The sequence below is a fragment of the Geodermatophilus sp. DF01-2 genome (genome assembly GCF_004571065.1).
In the GTDB taxonomy this organism is placed as follows: Bacteria; Actinomycetota; Actinomycetes; order Mycobacteriales; family Geodermatophilaceae; genus Geodermatophilus.
This window is the reverse complement of the sequence record NZ_SPQN01000005.1, coordinates 1-15,934: the sequence shown is the minus strand read 5'-3', so window position 1 is coordinate 15,934 and position 15,934 is coordinate 1. Positions and strand designations below refer to the sequence as shown.

Genomic DNA, 15,934 nt, shown 5'->3' with positions numbered 1-15,934 from the left:
GTCGGCGTCGCACCGGCTCAGCACGAGGGTCGTGGGCAGGAAGGTCCCGAGGTCGGACGCAACCGGATCGCGGATCGTGCGGCTCGCTCGGTCCGGCTCGGAACGGCCGCCGCATCTGGCCGGTGCCGGAGCCCGCCGACGGCGCGGAGAGCCGGGGAGATCCGGTCTCCTCGCCGCCGGCGGTGGCTTCCTGCAGGCCCCGCCGCCGGCCCCGTCCCGGGTCCCACCTTGAGCTTGCGAAGGGTGGGGAGGACGGGGTCCTTCGCTGGCGGGGGGCAGGGGGTCCTTCTTAGTGCGCGACCGCCTTCTCCGCGCCGATCCCGGTCATGGCCCGGACCTCGAGCTCGGCCCACTTGGGCTCGTCCGGCTTCTCCCTGGTGAGCACGGTGCCCAGCCAGCCCAGGAGGAAGGACAGCGGGATGGAGACCAGGCCCGGGTTGCGCAGCGGGAACCAGGCGAAGTCGACGGTCGGGAACAGCGACAACTCCCCGCCCGAGACCACCGGCGAGAAGATGATCAGCCCCACGCACGCGATCAGCCCGCCGTAGATGGACCACAACGCGCCCTGGGTGGTGAACCGCCGCCAGAACAGCGTGTAGATGATCGTCGGCAGGTTCGCCGACGCGGCCACGGCGAAGGCCAGCGCCACCAGGAAGGCGATGTTCAGCCCGGCCTGCAGGGCGAAGATGCCCAACCCGATCGAGATCGCGCCGACCACCACGGCGGTGATCCGGGCGACCTTGACCTCTCCGTTGGGCGGCACGTCCCCCTTCTTGATCACCGACGCATACACGTCGTGCGCGAAGGACGCCGACGCGGTGATCGTCAGCCCCGCGACCACCGCCAGGATCGTCGCGAACGCCACCCCGGCGACGATGCCCAGCAGGACCGTGCCGCCCAGCTCGAAGGCCAGCAGCGGAGCCGCGGAGTTGACCGCCCCGGGTGCCGCCGCGATCGTCTCCGGGCCGACCAGCGCGCCCGCGCCGTAGCCGATGACCAGGCTGAACAGGTAGAAGATGCCGATCAGCCAGATCGCCCAGACGACCGACCGGCGGGCGTCCTTGGCGGTGGGCACGGTGTAGAAGCGCATGAGCACGTGCGGCAGGCCCGCCGTGCCCAGCACCAAGGCGATCGCCAGGCTGATGAAGTCGAGCCTGGTGAGGTCGTCGACGCCGTACTGCGCGCCCGGCGCCAGCACGTCGACACCGGCGGTGGCCTGATCCGCGGCACCACCGAGCAGCGCCGAGAGGTTGAAGCCGAACAGCGCCAGCGTCCACGCCGTCATCACCAGCGCGGCGGCGATGAGCAGCGTGGCCTTGATGATCTGCACGTACGTGGTGCCGCGCATGCCACCGACGAGGACGTAGATGATCATCAGCGCGCCGACCACCACGACGGTCAACGCCTGCGCCGCCTCGCCGGTCACCCCCAGCAGCAGCGTCACCAGCGCACCGGCTCCGGCCATCTGGGCCAGCAGGTAGAACAACGACACCGCCAGCGTGGAGATCGCCGCCGCCGTGCGCACCGGACCCTGCCGCATCCGGAACGCCAGCACGTCGGCCATCGTGAACCGCGCGGTGTTGCGCATCAGCTCCGCCACCAGCAGCAGCGCCACCAGCCAGGCCACCAGGAAGCCGATGGAGTAGAGGAACCCGTCGTAGCCGTAGAGGGCGATCGCCCCGGCGATGCCCAGGAACGACGCGGCCGACAGGTAGTCCCCGGCGATGGCCAGCCCGTTCTGGGTGCCGCTGATGTTGCGGCCGGCAGCGTAGTAGTCGGCTGCAGTCTTGTTGTTGCGGCTGGCGCGGAAGGTGATGACCAGGGTCACCGCCACGAAGGCCGCGAAGATCGCGATGTTGAGCGCGGGCGTGCCGATCGTGGTGCTCTCGGCGGCGAGGACGTCACCCACGGGTCGCCCCCTGGTCGAAGGACGAGCCGGTCCCCCGCGTACCGGGCGCGTACTCGTGGTGCTCCAGCCGATTCCGCATCTCGTCGGCGATCGGGTCGGTCCGCTTGCCGGCGTGCGCCACGTAGAGGTGCGTGATCACGAACGTCGACACGAACTGTCCCAGGCCCAGCAGGATGCCGACGTTGACGTTGCCGAACACGCTGGTCGCCATGAAGTCGGGCGCGTACGTGGAGAGCAGGACGTAGAGCAGGTACCAGGCCAGGAACGCCACCGTCATCGGGAACGCGAAGGCGCGGAACCGCTTCTTCAACTCCTGGAACTCCGGTGAGGCCTGCGCCTCCCGGTACTCCTCCGGCGTCAGCAGACGCCGTTCCTTGATCTCGGTCAACGTGCGGCCTCCAGGTCAGAGTCAGGCTGATCGTTGCTACGCAACGGTGGACGGCTGTGAGCGCTGTCACGCTAGGAAGCGCGTCCCGGGGAGGGCAGGGGAACGTGCGGACGCTGCGCTGAGCGGTGAGCGGCGGTCGGCGTACGGCAGGTCTTGCGGGACGAGCGGTCGCGAAGCGACGGCACCGTCGGATTCGGATGAGATGACGGTGCGCACCTCGGCCGGTCGTGGGCCGCAGGTCGGGGCGCTCCGGTTCTCTACTGCGCCGTGCGCCAACGGCAGTGCGTCTCGCCCACGTCGTCAGAGCGGCGAGGGTCACCGTGGCAGAGGTCCACGGTCCAGCTGCACCGCCTCGGGAGTGTGCAGACTGGCCATGGTGCGAGAGGCATGCCGCGGCACCCTCCGGGGGGTGGCCAGGGAGACCACCGTCATGGTGAGGAACGCCAGCGGAACGGTCCAGGCCGCCGGCTGGGCGAGCAGCGCGCCGGGCCAACCGTCGGGTGCCACGCCGGCCAGGGTGGCCAGCACCGCCCCGCCGGCGCCGCCGCCACCGACGAGCATCCCGGCGATCGCGCCGGCGTCGGTGAGCCGGCGCCACCAGATGCCCAGCACCAGCAGCGGACAGAACGTGGAGGCGGCGAAGGCGAAGGCAAGGCCGACGGCCCGGGCGACACCTACCCCCTCGGTCAGCAGCGCGAGGCCGAGCGGGACGACGACGGCGATGACGGCGGCCGCCTGGAAGGCGCGCACGCCGCGGAATCGGCGGCCCATCACGTCCTGGCTGAGCACACCGGCCACCGCGACGGTCAGCCCGGACGACGTGGACAGGAACGCGGCGAACGCCCCCGCCGTGGTGAGGGCAGACAGCAGTTCGCCCGTCGTGCCGCCCAGCATCCGCGCCGGCAGTTCCAGCACCACGGTGTCGGTGCGGCCGCTGCTGATCAGGTCCGGGGCGTAGAGCCGGCCCAGGCCGCCGTAGATCGGCGGCAGCACGTAGAAGAGGCCGAGCAGAGCCAGCACGAAGAGGGTCGTGCGGCGGGCCGCGGCGCCGTCGGGATTGGTGTAGAAGCGCACCACCACGTGGGGAAGCCCCATCGTGCCGAAGAACGTGGCAACGATGATCGCGTACGTCGTGTAGAGCTGGTGCTCGCTCCCCCCGGCGAGTGGCGACGCCCACTCGTCTCCGGACATGTCGGGACCTCCCACGTCGGCGGAGGCGGGCGAGACGCCACCGTCGCCGAGCCAGACGGCGGTCATGAACAGCACCGGGAACAGCAGCGCGGTGAGCTTCAGCCAGTACTGGAACGCCTGTACGAAGGTGATGCTGCGCATCCCGCCGAACAGCACGTTGACCAGCACCACCGCCGCGACCAGCACGCCGCCCAGCCAGGGCCCGGTTCCGGTCGTGGTGGCCAACGCCAGGCCGGCGCCCTGGAACTGCGGCATCAGGTAGAGCCAGCCGATCGCCACGACGAGCAGTGAGGAGAACCGGCGCACGCCGAGCGACTCCAGCCGGCTCTCGGCGAAGTCGGGCAGCGTGTAGGCGCCGGAGCGGCGCAGCGGCGCGGCGACGAGCACCAGCAGAACGAGGTAGCCCGCCGTCCAGCCGACCGGGTACCACAGCATCTCCGTGCCGAACGCGAGCACCAGGCCGGCGACGCCGAGGAAGGAGGCTGCGGAGAGGTACTCTCCGCCGATCGCCGACGCGTTGAGCCCAGGCCGCACCGTGCGGGAGGCGACGAAGAAGTCACTGGTGGTGCGGGAGAACCGCCACCCGTAGGCGCCGATCGCCAACGTGGCCACGAAGACGCACGTGACGCCGATGATGCTGTAGCCGGCGGCGGTCACGGCCGGCCGATGCTCCCGGTCACGAGCTCTCCTCGCTGGCGCTCGTCGACCCCGTGCCCGAGGGTGCTGTGCCCATGCGTGACCTCGCAAGCTCGGTCACGAGCTCTCCTCGCTGGCGCTTCGACCCCGTGCCCGAGGGTGCTGTGCCCATGCGTGACCTCGCAAGCTCGGTCACGAGCGGTCCAGCACGTCGGTGAAGTCCCGCTCATTGCGTTCGGCGGCGCGCACGTAGAGCCAGCCGGTGGCGAAGAGGAGCGGATAGACGGCGAACGCCAGCAGCAACCACGGGAGCGGCACGGCGAGCACCTCGACCGCGGAGAGGTCCGGCAGGAGCCAGAAGACCAAGGGGATCCCGCCGACGAGCACGGCCACGGCGGCCAGCGCGAGCAGCGCCAGGCGCAGTTGGGAGCGCAGCAGCGAGGTCATGTAGACCTCGCCGAGCAGCGTCTGGGCCTCGATCTCCCTGGCGGCCGGGACCCGCTGGGCGCGGGTAGCCCCGGTACGCGGACTGGTGACGCGCACCCGGCGGGGCGTGGCGTCCGACATCGCTCACCCCCTGCCCGAGGGACCCGGACGCGCCCGCCGCACCAGGAGGTCCCGGAGTTCCCGCGTGTGCCGACGGCTGACACCGAGCTCGATGCCGCCGACGACCACCGTGCACCGGCCGGCGTCCATCCGCACCTCCTCCACGTGCTGGAGCGCGACCAGCAGCGACCGGTGGATCCGGACGAACCCGGCGTCCTTCCAGTCCTCCTCCAGCGCGGTCAGCGGCACCCGGACCAGGTGGCTGCCCGATGGGGTGTGCAGCCGGGCGTAGTCGCCCTGCGCCTCGACGTAGCGGACGCTGGACCGCGGCACGAACCTGGTCACCCCGCCCAGCTCGACCGCGATGTCGTCGTCCGCCGGTGCGGAACCGCCGCCCCGCGCGCCGACCACCCGGCGGACCGCCTCGGCCAGCCGGTCGTCGCGGACCGGCTTGAGGACGTAGTCAACGGCGCCCAGCTCGAACGCCTCCACGGCGTGGTCGTCGTAGGCGGTGACGAAGACCACCGGAGGCGGCGTCCTGAATCGGGACAGCACCCGGGCCAGGTCGACGCCGGTGAGCCCGGGCATCCGGATGTCGAGGAAGACCGCGTCGACGCTGCGCTCCTGGAGGACACGCAGCGCCTCGGTCGCCGAGTCGCTGGTCACCACGGTCCCGATCCGCCCGTCCCGTTCGAGCAGCCAGCGCAGCTCGTCGAGGGCGGGGCGTTCGTCGTCCACCACGAGGACGATCAACCGGTCGGCGGTCACGGGCGCACTCCGGGGGCGAACTTCGGAACTCGCACGATAACCTTCGTGCCGGCCCCGGGGCCGGTCTCGACGACCAGACCGTAGTCGTCACCGAAGGCGGTGCGCAGCCGGGCGTCGACGTTGCCCAGCCCCACCGAGTCGACGGAGGCGTCGCCGGCGAGTGCCCGTCGCACCTTCTCCGGGTCCTCCCCGACGCCGTCGTCCTCCACCGAGATCAGGCACTCGCCGCCCTGGTCGGCGGCGATGATGGTCACCGTTCCGGTTCCCGGCTTGCGTTCCAGGCCGTGCCGGACGGCGTTCTCCACCAGCGGCTGGAGGCAGAGGAACGGCACAGCGGCCGGCAGCACTTCCTGCGCCACCCGGAGCGTGACCTGGAGCCGATCGCCGAACCGGGCCTTCTCCAACACGAGATACCGCTCGATCGACCGCAACTCCTCCGCCAGCGTCGTGTACTCGCCGTGCCGGCTGAAGGAGTACCGGGTGAAGTCGGCGAACTCCAGCAGCAGCTCGCGAGCTCGCTCGGGATCGGTGCGCACGAACGACGCGATCGCGGTCAGCGAGTTGTAGATGAAGTGCGGGCTGATCTGCGCCCGCAGCGCCCGGACCTCGGCCTCCATCAGCCGGGTGCGTGAGGCGTCGAGCTCGGCCAGCTCCAGGTTCCCCGACACCCATCGGGCGACCTCGCCGGCGGCCCGGACGAGCCCGGCGGAGGCGTGGGAGGTGAACGCCTGCAGGGTGCCGACCACCCGGTCCTCGACCACCAGCGGGCTGACCACGACCTGCCGCAGTGCGCAGCCGGCGTCGGCGCAGGGAAAGTCCTTGCGGTCGCGCACCACGGTGTTGCCCGATCCGACCACGAAGGCGGCGAGAGCCGGTGTCTGCGGCTCGTGGTGCCCGAACCGACCGTCCCAGGCCAGCATCGACACGGTGTCGGTGAGGGCGACGGCGGGCACCCCGAGCAGGTCGCGCAGGTGCCTGATCGCGCGTTCGGCGGAGCCGGCCGTCAGGCCCTCGCGGAGCTCGGGCGCGGTGAGGGAAGCGGAATGGAGGGTCCGGAACGTCGCCTGTTCCGCCTCCGTCCCCAAGTGACCGGGCCGAAGCCACCGCCGGGAATAGCGCATCGGTCACCAGGACGTCGGTGCCGCTGCACGGCCCGGCTTCCCATCCTCCTCTCGATCGAATCCGTACCGGACAGAAGTCGAGCGTGCGCACCGTAGAGTCCGGTGGCCCGTTCCGCCACCCCGCCTCAGGATGGTGCGCCAGCCGGGGACCCGAGGGGTCGGGCCGACGATCACCGCGCGGCGGGCGGGCGGACGAGGCGCCGTCCCGGCATGGGACGGGGGTTTCAACTCAACACCGTCCGAATTCCGCCGATACGTCCCGCGGCAATTCGTCCATGGCGCTGGGAGCTGGACATGGTGGGGCGATTCCGCGGGGTGAGGATCAGCACGCGCCTGCTGGTGCTGGTGCTGGCGGCGACGATCGGAATGGCGGCCATCGCGGTCATCGGCGCGCTCAACGTGCGCTCCACGATCGAGGAGGAGCAGCGCAACAAGGCCCGGGCGGCCGTCGAGGCGGCCCTCGGCGTCGTCGCCTACTACGGCGAGCTCGAAGCCGGCGGGCAGATAACCGAGGCCGAGGCGCAGGCGGCCGCCATGACGGTGATCGGCCAGTTGCGGTACGCCGGCGAGGAGTACTTCTGGATCAACGACATGCAGCCGGCGATGGTCATGCATCCGATCAGGCCCGAGCTGGATGGCACAAACCTGAGGCAGAACGAGGACCCCACGGGCAAGAAGCTGTTCGTGGAGATGGTGGAGGTCGTCGAGCGCGACGGCAGCGGCTTCGTCGAGTACATGTGGCCAAAGCCCGGTGAGGAGGACCCGCAGCCGAAGATCTCCTTCGTCGCGGGGTACGAGCCGTGGGAGTGGGTTCTCGGCTCCGGCATCTACGTCGCCGACCTCGACGGTGCCTTCCGGGCCGAGCTGCTGGACATGGCGCTGTGGGCGCTCCCGGTGCTCGCCGCGATCGTCGCGCTGTCCCTGCTGGTCTCGCGCAGCATCACCCGTCCGCTGCGGGACATGACCGACGTCTTCTCCTCCGGGGACCTGCGCCGGCGGTTCGACGTGCCGGACAGCCGGAACGAGCTGGACCGCCTCGGCGGCGCGCTGAACGGGACGCTCGACCGAGTCTCCGCCGTGGTGGGCGAGGTCGGGAACGCCTCGCAGCTGCTGGAGAGCGCGGCTCGGACGCTGTCCGCGACGGGCGAGACGATCGCCGACACCGCCGAGCGGTCGACCGAGCAGGCGCAGAGCGTCACGACCGCCGCGGCGGAGGTCAGCAGCGGCATCGAGGCCGTGGCCGCCGGCGCCGAGCAGATGGGCGCGTCGATCAAGGAGATCGCCCACAACGCCGCCGAGGCCGCCCGCGTGGCCGGCAGCGCCGTCACGGCCGCCGAGGACGCGAACGGTACCGTGGCGCGGCTCGGCGAGTCCTCGGTCGAGATCGGCAACGTGGTCAAGGTGATCACGTCGATCGCGGAGCAGACCAATCTCCTCGCTCTCAACGCGACCATCGAGGCCGCGCGCGCCGGCGAGGCCGGCAAGGGCTTCGCCGTCGTCGCCAACGAGGTCAAGGAGCTGGCGCAGGAGACCGCGAAGGCGACCGAGGACATCGCCCAGCGGGTCGAGGCCATCCAGGGCGACACCGCCAGCGCCGTTCAGGCGATCGCCGGTGTCACCACGGTCATCGCCCAGATCAACGACTACCAGACGACGATCGCCAGCGCGGTGGAGGAGCAGACCGCCACCACCAACGAGATGAGCCGGTCGATCGCCACCACCGTCGCCGAGGTCGCTCACGGGGCGCAGCAGACCCACGCCGGAGTGGGCGACATGCAGACCGCCGCCACGGAGCTGGTCCGGATGTCGCACGAGTTGCAGCAGGCGGTGGCGGCCTTCCAGCGATGACCGGTGCGGCCCAGACCAGTCGTCCGGTGTCGTGGTCGACCACGACGGTGAGGTGCTTGTGGCCCCGCGGGTCTGCCTCAGCCACGCCACCGTGAAGTCGCACCTCGCACACGTCTAGACCGGCTCCCGCACCGCTGCGGTCGCCGTCGGGACCGAGCGCGCCTCCTGCGCCCCTGACCGGCACGAGGCGTCGGCCCGGCGTGCCATGAGATCCGCCGCCCGCAGCCGGCTCGGCCCGTCGTCCGCCGGTCGCTGGTCGCCTTGTGGAACCTGCCGTTGAAACGTCGGGGTCCTGCGGCCAGCGGCTCCTGATCGATAAGTCCTTCGAGGAGGCGGCCGAGGGACTCGCGGCCGAAGTGCCATTCGAAGGTCTCGGCGGTGGCGTTGGAGCGGTCCTGGAAGGCCACCAGCCGCCCGGCCAACTGGTCGAGGTCGGCGACGTCGCCACGATTGACCACTTCCGCTGGACCGGAGGATGGAGAAGAGATCTCCACCTGGTCGAGCGGACGGGCGTACACCGGCAGATACACCAGATCGGTCGAGGCGTACTCCCAGGGCTCGGCCATGGTGCCCGACCCGGCGGCGTCCCTCGCTCAGGTCGTGGTGCCGCGGCTCGACACCTGCGGGCGCGTCCACCCCGCTGACATCGCCATCGGGGTGGACGGCATCTCTGCGTAGGAAGAGATCAGTGCGCCGAGGGCGCCACCGTCGCGCGGTACTGCCGCCAACCACCGTGCTCGGTGATGTCCGGGTGCGCCTCGGCCATCTCCCGGGCGTAGAGAATGCCCGGGACCACGCGACCGTCGATCAGCTCGACCGGACCCCGGTAGAGACCTGGCGGCTCGCCTTCGATGACCTTCAGCAGCACGTCGAGCGGCACCTGGTACAGCTCACCGGAGATCGACGCCCCCTGCTCGCCGCCGTTGACCTTGTACATGCCCGGGTGCACGTCGCCGATGGTGTGCACCCGGTACTCGGGCGCGGTCGCGGTCTCCTCCAGGAGCTCCGCGCCGGACAGGTTGCCGTGCAGCTCCAGGCCCCGCATGAGGGTGCCGTTGACGAAGAGCAGCTCGTCGTCCAGCACGCCGCCGTCCTCGTTGCGCTCCCGCCAGCCGAAGAAGGCGAGGATCAGGGCGAGGAAGGCGTACCCGAGGGTGACCGCCGGCGAAGCGTTGAAGCCCACCTCGTAGGCGTTGATCAGGCCGATGAACGACAACGCCGCCCCGACCGCCGCGGTGACCGCGGCCGCGTACATCCTGCGGTCGATCACGAAGCAGGCGATGGCCCCGAGCACGATGCCGACGAGCACGGCCCCCTGGCCCAGCAGCTTGAGCCCGTCGTAGACCACGCCGTTGTCCACCAGGGTGGCGACGCCGACGGTGGCGGCATCGGTGCCCGCGGCGGCGAGCGCGTTGTCGATCTGCCCGGTGGCCCACTCGGCCAGGCTCGGCAACATCGCGAGCACGATGGCCGGGGCGTACCGGCGCGCGCTGACGTTGAACGCCTGCGCACCGATGACCAGGCCGATGTAGAGGAGCACAGGCACCAGGGCCTGCATCGGGAAGACCGCCAGGAAGGTACCGACCAGCCCGGTGAAGCAGACGACGGCGACCACGATCCCGGTGACCAGCGAGTAGCCGATGCGCCCGCCGACCTGCTTCCAGCCCGGGTGGCCGATGTAGACCGCCGGCGGGAACGGCGAGCCCAGGAAGGAACCGATCACCGCGCCCAGCCCGTCGGCCGAGAGCACCTGACGCACCGAGTAGCGATCGCCAGCCGCGGCCGCCGACTCGACGTTGGTCATGCCCTCGGTGAAGTTGTAGATGCCGAGGGGGATGGCCGAGGCCAGCAGCGGAGCGATGTCCTGCAGCCCGGTCAGCACGTCCCCGGACGGGAACGGCAGCCGCAGCGCGAGCTCGGAGATCGACTCGGCCACCGCACTCGGCTGCAGGATTCCCGACCAGCCGGCCAGCACGCCGATCCAGGCCACCGCCGTGGCGACCAGGACGGCGAGCAGGCCCACCGGGACGTCGAACGGCATCTTACGGTCGCCCAGCCAGCCGACCAGGATGAACGCCAGGGCGATGAACGCGATCCACGGCGCCTGCCACATCTGTGCGGCCGGGCTCATCGAGATGAAGGTGATCGAGATACCGGCGAGCGCGCCGAGCAGCGCCGCCCGCGGCGTCCACCGGCGGATCCACGGACCGAACACCGCGCCGAGCAGCACGATGACGCCGATGATGAACGCCCAGGCCAGGCCCGCCCGCCACGCGGCGAGGGCGTCCCCGGTGGCCAGCAGCACCGGCAGCATGACGACGAAGACCACGATGAACGTGTGCGGCACGCTCGGCCCGTAGGGCAGCGCGGTCACGTCGCTGCGCCCCTCGCGCCGGGCCAGCCGCCGCGCCAGGAACGCGTACCAGATGTTGCCCAGCGGCAAGGCGATGCCCAGCGCGGGCAGGATGCGCCCGTACACCGTGTCGGCCGGGATCTGCACCACGGCCAGGCACAGCCCGGTCAGCACGATGACGTTCAGAAGCACGTTCGTGCCGAGGCCGAACAGGCCGTTCCAGTCGCCCTTGACCCACCACCTGGGCGCGGCGGCGCTGGTCGCCGTCGCTCCGCGCTTCTCGCTCATTCCGCCTTCTCCGTCCGTACGGGGGACTGCTCGAGCGCGTCCAGCAGGTCGGCCGACGTGCCGACCCAGCCGACGATGCCGCCCTGGGCGGCGAACATCGCCAGCGCCGAGGCGTGGAACTCGGGGAAGTACGATCCGGTGCAGTCGGACAGGACCAGGGACTCGAAGCCGCGGTCGTTGGCCTCCCGCACCGTCGACTGCACGCACACCTCCGTGGTCACGCCGGCGACCACGAGGGATGTGATGCCGCGGGCCCGCAGGATCGTCTCCAGGTCGGTGGCGTAGAACGAGCCCTTCCCCGGCTTGTCCAGCACCACCTCACCCGGCTGCGGGGCCAGCTCCGGCACGATCTCGTGCCCGGCCGAGCCCCGGACGAGCAACCGGCCCATCGGGCCCTCCTCGCCGATCCGCAGCGACGGGTTGCCGCGGTCGCGCTTGGCGGGGAACAGGTCGGTCAGGTCGGGGCGGTGCCCCTCCCGGGTGTGGATGACCGTCCAGCCGCGCTCCCGGAAGGCCGAGAGCACCGCCTGGGTCGGCGCGATGGCGTTGCGCAGCCGGGCGACGTCGTTGCCCAGCGACTCCCCGAAGCCGCCGGTTTCGAGGAAGTCCCGCTGGAAGTCGATGCACAGCAGGGCGACGTGCCCCGGATCGAACACGAACGGCTGCGGTTCGGCCTGAACCTCGATCATGGAGTTCTCCTGGTGACTCACCGGGCGGCTCCCGGGGACGCGGCGGGCTCCCCGCCGCAGGTGGTGATGTGCGTCCCGGCCTCGCCGGCGAGGGCCTCGCGCAGCCGCGGCAGGGACGTGATGACGGCGCGGTGCCCGCCGTCGGACAGGAACTGCAGCGCGGACTCGACCTTCGGGCCCATCGATCCCGGCGGGAACTCGCCGGCCTCGAGGTGCCCACGCATCTCGGTCGCGCTCACCTCGCTCAGGGCGCGCTGGCCGGGCGTGCCGAAGCCGACGAACACCTGGTCCACGCCGGTCACGAGCACCAGCGTGTCGACGTCGACGGTGGCGGCCAGGACGGCGGACGCGCGGTCCTTGTCGATGACGGCGTCCACGCTCTGCCACCCCTGTTCGGTCCGGACGACGGGGATGCCCCCGCCGCCGGCGGCGATGACGACGGCACCGAGGGTCGCCAGCCCGCGGATCTGGTCGGCCTCCAGGATCCGCCGTGGACGGGGGCTGGCCACCACGCGGCGGAAGCTGCCGGGTGAGGTCTCGGTGACCGACCAGCCTTCCTGTGACGCGCGCAGCCGCGCGACGTCGGCGGTCATGGCCGATCCGATGGGCTTGGCCGGTGCAGCGAAGGCCGGGTCGGCCGGATCGATCTCCGCGTGGGTGAGCACCCCGACGGCGCGCGCGGTCAGGCCGCGGCGCTCCAGCGCCGTGTCGATCGCCACCGCGAGCAGGTGTCCGATCCCGCCCTGGGAGTCGGCGACGGCGAGCCACAGCGGCAGGTCGGGCAGCCCCTCGATCCCGGCCTCCGGGGCCACCAGCTCGCCCCGGCGCAGGATGAAGCCGACCTGGGGCCCGTTGCCGTGGCTCACCAGCACCGTCCAGCCGTCTGCCACGAGGTCGGCGACCTGGCCGGCGAAGGCCGCGGCCCGCTCCTGCTGCAGCGGAACCGAGCCCGGCTCGCCGTCGAGCACCAGGGCGTTGCCGCCGATGGCCACGAGTGCGGTGCGGTTCACCGGGCGCCGTCCCCTCGTGCGTGCCGCGCCTCGGACAGCGCGACGACGGCCTGCCCGAAGACCTCCGCGGGCGCGTCGACGATGCCCGCGCCGATCTGGCCGACACCTGCCTGCTTGTGCGCGATGCCGGTGTTGATGACGGGCAGGACGCCGGTGTCGAGCACCCGGAGCACGTCGATGCCGCTCGGGCTGCCGGCGAAGTTCAGCGGGGGCAGCGGAAACGCCGGGTGCGGCGCGAGGGTGATCCGCCGCATCGACCGGGTGGTGGCGAGGGCGTCGTCCGGGGTTCCCCCGACGAACCGGGTGATCGCCGGCGAGGCGGCCATCGCGAAGCCGCCGATGCCGAGGGTCTCGGTGATCGCGGAGTCGCCGAGGTCGGGGTTGGCGTCCTCGATGCCGTAGCCGGGGAAGAACAGGCCGTCCGCCGGGCCGACGGGCGCGCTGAACCACCGCTCGCCGGTGCCGGCCACCCGGAGCCCGAACTCGACGCCGTTGCGAGCCATGGCGGTGACCAGCGTCGAGTGCTCGATGCCGGCCGCCGCGTCGAGGGCGAGCTTGGCCCCGGCCATCGACAGGTTGAGCGCGAAGTGGTCGTTGCCCGCGAGGAACTCGAGCACCTCGATGCCGCGCGGCAGCCCCGCGAGGACGGGGGCCAGGCGACGGGTCAGCAGGCTCGTCGCCGCGACGTTGCGGTTGTGCCCCTCGTCGCCCATCGCCAGCGCCTGGCCGAACAGCGCCGTCACGTCGACGGGCTCGCGGCCGCGGAGGGCTTCGTCCAGGACCGGGCCGAGGACGTCGCGCATCCACGCCAGGCGGGTGAGCACCTCGTCGTCGAAGGCGCCGAAGCGCAGTACCTTGCCCAGCCCCTCGTTGAGAGAGGCGAAGGCTTGGCGTCCGCCGTCCTCCACGACGAACACCGGCATGGACGGCGCCAGCACGCCGGCCATCGGCCCGACCGCGCCGGAGTGGTGGCAGGGGGAGACGGCGATCCGCCCGGAGCGCAGCTGCGCCTCGGCGTCCTCGGCGTCCGACGCCCAGCCCTCGAACAGCGCCGCCCCGACGAGGGCGCCCAGCATCGGGCCGCACATGCGCGCCACCTCGATCGGTGGGCCGGCGTGCAGCAGGGTCCGCCCCTCGGCGATGTCCGGCACGACCTCGCGGGCCGGGCGGACCCGCACCAGCCGCGGGCGGACCGCGTGGACGGCGGCGACGGCGCGGGCGTTGGCCTCCTCGGTCACCTCGTCGTCGAGGCCGGCCGCCAGGCGGGCCAGGTCGGCGTCGCCGAACGCCGGCGGGCGCCAGTCGAGCTGGACGACGTCGGCGGCGGGCACGCCCTCGACGATGAGCGGCAGCCCGGCGTTGAGAATCCGGACACCTCCGGTGATCATGCGGTCTCCTGACGGTGCAGCAGCGTGGGGTCGGTGGGCAGGGAGCCGGTCGCACGGGCGACCGCGTACCGGGCCGCGGCGGCGTTCGACGGGTGCAGGACGACGCCGGCCTCCTGCAGGATGCGCCGCTGCGTCTCGATGTCCTGCGGGTCGGCGGCGGTGCCGCACACGGACCCGGCGACGACGAGCTCGCGGCCGTCCGCGGCGGCGCTGGCCCGGGCCTCGCGCACCGCCTCGGCCAGCGGGGTGGCCGGGTCGGGACTGGCGCCGTGGCCGAGGACGAGGTCCACCAGCACCAGCGCGACGTCGGGGTCGGCGCCGGCCCGGGCGACCCGGTCGGCCCGCGCCGACGGGTCGATCATCGGATGGGGGCGGCCGGCGGTGTACTCGTCGTCCCCGAGGTCGAGCACCTCGGCCGACAGGCAGGCGCGGCCGAGCACCACCTTCGTCTCCGAGGCGAGGGTCCCCCCGGTGTAGAGCCCGAGGATCCGCCCGGGCAGCGGCGCCGCGTCCGCCGGCTCCGTGCCCGGGTCCTGGAGGGCGAGAGGCGTGCCGGCGAGCGCGGCCGCCGCGGCGGCGCCGCCCTCCAGGGTGCCGCGCACGACGACCGGCCCATCCGCGTCCTCCGCGCCGAGCAGGCAGGCCACCACCGGCTTGCCGAGCCCGGCGAGCCGGGCCAGCAGCCGGTCCGCGACCTCGGGGGCCGGCGGCTTGGACACCAGGACGACGATCTCGCTGGCGTCGTCCGCCGCGACCAGGTCCAGCGCCAGCTCGGTCATGAGGCCGCCGACCTCCGCCGACAGGTCCCGGCCGCCGACGCCGATCAGCTGGGAGATGCCCGTGCCGGCGTCGTCCAGCAGGCAGGACACCTCCTGGGCGCCCGTACCCGAGGCGGCGACGATCGCGACCGGTCCGGGGCGCACGACGTTGGCGAAGCCCAGCGGAACGCCGTCGAGGATCGCCGTGCCGCAGTCCGGCCCCATGAGCAGCAGCTGCCGGTCGACCGCCAGCCGCTTGAGCCGCACCTCGTCGGCCAGCGGCACGTTGTCGGAGAAGCAGAAGACGTGCAGGCCGCGGCGAAGGGCCTGCTCCGCAACGGCCGGGGCGTAGGGGCCCGGGGTCGAGACGGTGACGAGCGTCGCGTCCGCTGCCGCGGCCAGCCCCTCCCGCATCGTCTGCGGGGCGACCTCTTCTCTCGGGGCGCCGCCGCTCTGCTCGGTGGCGGTGAGGCCGGCGGTGGCGGCCTCCAGGGCCTCGTTCGCCGTCTGCTCGTCCTGAGCCCGGACGACGAGCACCAGGTCGTCGGGGGCGGCGGTCAGGTCGAGCGGAAGCATCTCCGAGCGGCCCAGGATCTCCAGGTTGCCCGGGGTGGCCATCACCGCTCCGGCGCGGAGCACCCCCTCCCGCTTCTCGATGCTCGACGCGAGCGCCATCAGGGCGACCGAGTCCCGGTACAGGCGGGGGAAGACCGTGGCCTGCAGCGTCTCGGTGTCGGGTGAGCTCATGCGCTCCTCCTGTGTTCGGGGTCTGGGGTTCGAGGGGGCATCCGGTCGGCGCAGCAGCCGGGCCAGCGCGGATGCCATGCCGGTGGCGAGGTCGACGCCGGAGGTGGCACCCCAGCTGCGGGCGGTGGCCACGGCGGCCGGCACCGCCGCCGGATCGGCCAGCGCGGACACCAGCCGGTGCACGTGCTCGGCGAACCGGCCCGCGAGCGCGGCGGTCAGGTCGTGGCGGCCGATCGCCGTCGTCCGGCCGAGCAGCGGGCGCAGCCGGGTGCCGAGCACGGCCCGCGCGAGATC

The 15,934-nt window shown here is 72.3% G+C and carries 12 protein-coding genes; 1 reads left to right on the top strand and 11 read right to left on the bottom strand.

Features of this window, described 5'->3' with window-relative positions; genetic code table 11:
* Positions 1-289 precede the first annotated feature (289 nt).
* From E4P41_RS02870 to E4P41_RS02845, 6 genes are all read right to left on the bottom strand, one after another.
* Positions 290-1,909, bottom strand: coding sequence for a cation acetate symporter (locus tag E4P41_RS02870; protein ID WP_135139376.1), 1,620 nt, complete (start codon positions 1,907-1,909; stop codon positions 290-292).
* Positions 1,902-2,297, bottom strand: a complete 396-nt coding sequence (locus E4P41_RS02865; RefSeq protein ID WP_135139375.1) for a DUF485 domain-containing protein — start codon at positions 2,295-2,297, stop codon at positions 1,902-1,904. The genes E4P41_RS02870 and E4P41_RS02865 overlap by 8 nt, the downstream gene beginning before the upstream one ends.
* A 315-nt stretch (positions 2,298-2,612) precedes the next feature.
* Positions 2,613-4,145: a cation acetate symporter gene (locus E4P41_RS02860; protein ID WP_135139374.1), complete on the bottom strand. Its 1,533-nt coding sequence runs from the start codon at positions 4,143-4,145 to the stop codon at positions 2,613-2,615.
* Between the two features lie 171 nt (positions 4,146-4,316).
* Entirely contained in the window at positions 4,317-4,691 is a 375-nt protein-coding gene (locus E4P41_RS02855; RefSeq protein ID WP_135139373.1) for a hypothetical protein, read from the bottom strand.
* Positions 4,692-4,694: 3 nt separating this feature from the next.
* Positions 4,695-5,438: a LytTR family DNA-binding domain-containing protein gene (locus E4P41_RS02850; RefSeq protein WP_135139372.1), complete on the bottom strand. Its 744-nt coding sequence runs from the start codon at positions 5,436-5,438 to the stop codon at positions 4,695-4,697.
* A complete protein-coding gene (locus E4P41_RS02845) occupies positions 5,435-6,523 on the bottom strand; it encodes a histidine kinase (protein ID WP_245177067.1) in 1,089 nt (362 codons plus the stop codon). The genes E4P41_RS02850 and E4P41_RS02845 overlap by 4 nt, the downstream gene beginning before the upstream one ends.
* 351 nt (positions 6,524-6,874) lie before the next feature.
* On the opposite strand from E4P41_RS02845, the gene E4P41_RS02840 reads away from it, so the two are divergent.
* The gene (locus tag E4P41_RS02840) at positions 6,875-8,407 is read left to right on the top strand and encodes a methyl-accepting chemotaxis protein (RefSeq protein WP_209307504.1); all 1,533 of its coding nucleotides are present in this window, start codon (positions 6,875-6,877) and stop codon (positions 8,405-8,407) included.
* 685 nt (positions 8,408-9,092) lie between these two features.
* On the opposite strand, the gene E4P41_RS02835 is transcribed toward E4P41_RS02840, so the two are convergent.
* The 5 genes from E4P41_RS02835 to E4P41_RS02815 form a co-directional block, all read right to left on the bottom strand.
* The gene (locus tag E4P41_RS02835; RefSeq protein WP_135139369.1) at positions 9,093-11,048 is read right to left on the bottom strand and encodes a gamma-glutamylcyclotransferase; all 1,956 of its coding nucleotides are present in this window, start codon (positions 11,046-11,048) and stop codon (positions 9,093-9,095) included.
* Positions 11,045-11,737: a cysteine hydrolase gene (locus E4P41_RS02830; RefSeq protein WP_135139368.1), complete on the bottom strand. Its 693-nt coding sequence runs from the start codon at positions 11,735-11,737 to the stop codon at positions 11,045-11,047. Before E4P41_RS02830 ends, E4P41_RS02835 begins: the two co-directional genes overlap by 4 nt.
* 17 nt (positions 11,738-11,754) lie before the next feature.
* Positions 11,755-12,747 (bottom strand): carbamate kinase, encoded by a 993-nt coding sequence (locus E4P41_RS02825; protein ID WP_135139367.1) that lies wholly within the window; start codon positions 12,745-12,747, stop codon positions 11,755-11,757.
* The gene (locus tag E4P41_RS02820; protein ID WP_135139366.1) at positions 12,744-14,135 is read right to left on the bottom strand and encodes a DUF1116 domain-containing protein; all 1,392 of its coding nucleotides are present in this window, start codon (positions 14,133-14,135) and stop codon (positions 12,744-12,746) included. Before E4P41_RS02820 ends, E4P41_RS02825 begins: the two co-directional genes overlap by 4 nt.
* Positions 14,132-15,934: DUF2877 domain-containing protein (locus E4P41_RS02815; RefSeq protein ID WP_135139365.1), on the bottom strand; the 1,803-nt coding region annotated here is incomplete at its 5' end. The genes E4P41_RS02820 and E4P41_RS02815, both read right to left, overlap by 4 nt.

Excerpts from the sequence above, each read along its gene's own strand:
- E4P41_RS02855 (WP_135139373.1), bottom strand. The coding sequence starts at position 4,691 with ATGTCGGACGCCACGCCCCGCCGGGTGCGCGTCACCAGTCCGCGTACC.
- E4P41_RS02835 (WP_135139369.1), bottom strand. The coding sequence starts at position 11,048 with ATGAGCGAGAAGCGCGGAGCGACGGCGACCAGCGCCGCCGCGCCCAGG.
- E4P41_RS02830 (WP_135139368.1), bottom strand. The coding sequence starts at position 11,737 with ATGATCGAGGTTCAGGCCGAACCGCAGCCGTTCGTGTTCGATCCGGGG.
- E4P41_RS02820 (WP_135139366.1), bottom strand. The coding sequence starts at position 14,135 with ATGATCACCGGAGGTGTCCGGATTCTCAACGCCGGGCTGCCGCTCATC.